Below are 217 nucleotides of genomic sequence, written 5' to 3' on the forward strand. Positions count from 1 at the left end.
TTGTTCCATTTATATCTATCTTTAAGTTTCTATTAGCATCTGCCCCTATATACTTCACTGCTAAATTATACTTTCCTGCAGCTGCTACATTTACAGTTAAGGTAGTTGCACCATCACTTGGTCCTCCTATCCATCCTGCCACATTTACTCCTCCAGCATCCTCTATTAAAGCTCCATTAGAAAGCATTCCCTCTGCTGCATTATACTTATAAACTGG

The 217-nt window shown here is 38.7% G+C and carries 1 protein-coding gene; it reads right to left on the reverse strand.

All coding sequences use genetic code 11. From position 1 onward, the window contains the following. Positions 1 to 217 (reverse strand): carbohydrate-binding protein (locus tag GBZ86_RS17770; RefSeq protein WP_479690767.1); only part of this gene is annotated, 217 nt, incomplete at both ends.

Origin of the sequence: Clostridium tarantellae (genome assembly GCF_009295725.1) — a bacterium.
Classification (GTDB): Bacteria; Bacillota; Clostridia; order Clostridiales; family Clostridiaceae; genus Sarcina; species Sarcina tarantellae.